The organism is Mycobacterium sp. (assembly GCF_049280035.1).
In the GTDB taxonomy this organism is placed as follows: domain Bacteria; phylum Actinomycetota; class Actinomycetes; order Mycobacteriales; family Mycobacteriaceae; genus Mycobacterium.
On sequence record NZ_JBAPPI010000097.1, the window covers coordinates 1 to 2,786 of the forward strand.

Annotated in this window: 3 protein-coding genes; 2 read left to right on the top strand and 1 reads right to left on the bottom strand. The window is 62.1% G+C overall.

The window, feature by feature from the left end; translation table 11 throughout:
- The first annotated feature begins 214 nt into the window (after window positions 1-214).
- Window positions 215-703: a winged helix-turn-helix transcriptional regulator gene (locus WAN71_RS03200; protein ID WP_422223940.1), complete on the top strand. Its 489-nt coding sequence runs from the start codon at window positions 215-217 to the stop codon at window positions 701-703.
- Window positions 704-726: 23 nt separating this feature from the next.
- On the opposite strand, the gene WAN71_RS03205 is transcribed toward WAN71_RS03200, so the two are convergent.
- Window positions 727-1,377, bottom strand: a complete 651-nt coding sequence (locus WAN71_RS03205; protein ID WP_422223941.1) for a DUF1345 domain-containing protein — start codon at window positions 1,375-1,377, stop codon at window positions 727-729.
- 130 nt (window positions 1,378-1,507) lie between these two features.
- Between WAN71_RS03205 and WAN71_RS03210 the strand changes: the two genes are divergently transcribed.
- Complete coding sequence (locus WAN71_RS03210) at window positions 1,508-2,719, top strand: cytochrome P450 (protein ID WP_422223942.1); 1,212 nt, start codon at window positions 1,508-1,510, stop codon at window positions 2,717-2,719.
- The last annotated feature ends 67 nt before the right edge of the window (window positions 2,720-2,786 follow it).

Genomic DNA, 2,786 nt, shown 5'->3' on the forward strand with positions numbered 1-2,786 from the left:
CACCCAAGCCGTCTTGGCCCTGGCCCGCCGCCGCCTCAACGTCTTGTGGGCCATGCTGCGCGACCACACCACCTATCAACCCACCACACCTAACGCCGCGGCGGCTTGACAACGTCATTGAGAATCCACCTTGAGTCGGTGCTAAGTATCGATAGCTATACCTAGGCTAAACACCTAGGTACAGTTAGAGCAACCCAGACTGGAGGTGATTTGCATGACACTTCTGCAAGGCGCGCTGGCAGATCGTGACGCCTGGTCGGCAGTCGGCGAGTGCGCGATCGAGAAGACCATGGCAGCGGTCGGCACCAAATCCGCGATGCTGATCATGCGCGAGGCGTACTACGGCACCACCCGGTTCGATGACTTCGCCCGCCGGGTGGGCATCACGAAGGCCGCCGCCTCGGCGCGGCTGGCCGAATTGGTCGAACTCGGGCTATTGACGCGGCGGCCATATCGCGAGCCGGGGCAGCGCACCCGCGACGAGTACGTGCTCACCGAGGCCGGCATCGATTTCATGCCGGTGGTGTGGGCGATGTTCGAGTGGGGGCGACATCACCTGCCGGGCCATAACCGATTGCGTCTCACTCACCTGGATTGCGGCGCCGAAGCGACAGTCGAAATCCGTTGCGCTGAAGGCCATCCAGTGCCGCCAGAGGAGCTCGGCGTGCGGTCGGTCAGACGGAATTCGCGCCGCGACAGTTGAGTCGACGGTGCGATCCGGTTCGATCAGAGCTTGGAGCCAAGCCCCGCAACCAAATTGATCGTCACCGCCAGGACAACAGCTCCGAGAAGGTAGGACAGTAACGCATGACGCAACACCGTCGACCTGATGGAGGTCAATCCGATCTCGGTGTCTGACACCTGGTAGGTCATGCCGACGGTGTAGGCGAGATACGCGAAATCACGAAAGCGGGGCGGCTCCGGGTCGTGGAAGTTGATTCCGCCCGGGTCGCCCGAATAGTAGAGCCGCGCGTAGTGCACGGTGAACAGAGTGTGCACCGCAAACCAAGACGCCGCGACGGTCAGGATGCCGACAACGGCCGCCGCTATGGCCTGGCCGCCGGAACGCGACCCGGCGGCGACCACATAGCCGACCCCGCCCAGGCTCGCGATGCTCGCCGACAGGATGACCGCGTCGGCGACCCAGCGGGTCGCGTCCTCTCGCGTCACCCACCTACAGGTCTGCTCGGCATTCATTCCGCGCAGGATGAACTGCGTCCACGCCACATACACTCCGGCGCCAACAACCCAACCGGCAACCGCAAACCGCCAACCGACCGTGTTGCCCACCACGAGAGCTACGGCGACTCCGAGCGCCACGACGACCAATATCCGAACCGCGACGGTGTCGCGGATCAACTTCACCAGGGAATTCACAATCCCGAGCTAACCATCAACGGGTTCGCCAGCTCACCATTCCAGCGTCATCCGCCGGCCAACAGCCGGCCCGCTGATGTAGGCTACTGTAATATTTACAGTACGATCATGTGGGCGAGACGGAGAAGCTGTGGAAAGTCCAGTTCAAGACGCTGCCGTCAGCACTGCCTTGCCTGCCGACTTCATCCGTGACCCATACCCGTACTTCGCGCAGAAGCGCAGCGAGGCGGGCGTGTTCCACGGGACGGTCGTCGACTACTCCAAAACCCCCGAATCGCTGCGGCCCAAGAACTCGTTTGCCGCCATGTCGTTCGATGCTGTCAACAAGGCGTTCCGCGACGGTCAGGTCTTCACCGCCACCTACTACGACAACACGATCGGCTTGTTCATGGGTCCGACCATCTTGGCGATGGAAGGCAAGAACCACCGCGAGCATCGCAACCTGGTGTCGGCGGCGTTCAAGTCCAAGGCGCTCGCGCGCTGGGAACCCGCGGTTGTGCGGCCGATCTGTAATGCGCTGATCGACGAGTTCATCGGCGCCGGCGAAGCCGATCTCGTCCGAAACTTCACGTTCGAGTTCCCCACCCGGGTCATCGCGACGCTCTTGGGCCTGCCGGCCGAGGACCTGCCGACGTTTCGCCGGCGCGCGGTGCAATTGATCAACTACACCATCAAGTACGAGCGCGCCTTCGAAGCTTCTGCGGCGCTGAAAGACTACTTCCTGGACCAGATCCAGCAGCGTAAGGCCAAGCCGACCGATGACATCATCGGCGATCTGGTCACCGCGGAGATCGACGGCGAAAAGCTCAGCGACGAAGCGATTTACTCCTTCCTGCGGCTGCTGCTACCCGCCGGGCTGGAAACCACCTACCGGTCATCGGGCAACCTGTTGTTCTTGTTGCTGACCCACCCGAACCAGTTCGACGCGGTACAAGCCGATCACGAGCTGATCCCGACTGCGATCGAAGAGGGGCTGCGTTACGAGACACCACTGACCACGGTGCAGCGGTTCGCCACCGAAGACACCGAACTCGAAGGGGTCAAAATTCCCACGCGCTCCGCGGTTGATCTGTGCGTCGGCTCAGCCAATCGTGATGAGCAGCGGTGGGAACGCTCGGGGGAATTCGACATCTTCCGCAAGCACATGCCGCACATCTCCTTCGCGGCCGGTGAACACACGTGCTTAGGGCTGCACCTCGCCCGCATGGAGACGCGGGTTGCCTTGGAATGCCTGCTGAATCGGGTCACCAACGTCAAGCTCGTCACCGATGATGACCCGCATATTTATGGCCAGCCGTTCCGATCACCGAACGCGCTTCCGGTGACGTTCGACGCCAAGTAGGGTCCCAAAATGGTCAAAGTGATGGAGGGCTTTCGGGTCCTGGAGGTTGCGCAGTTCACGTTCGTCC

Coding starts and splice junctions, on each gene's coding strand:
- WAN71_RS03200 (WP_422223940.1), top strand. CDS start 215: ATGACACTTCTGCAAGGCGCGCTGGCAGATCGTGACGCCTGGTCGGCA.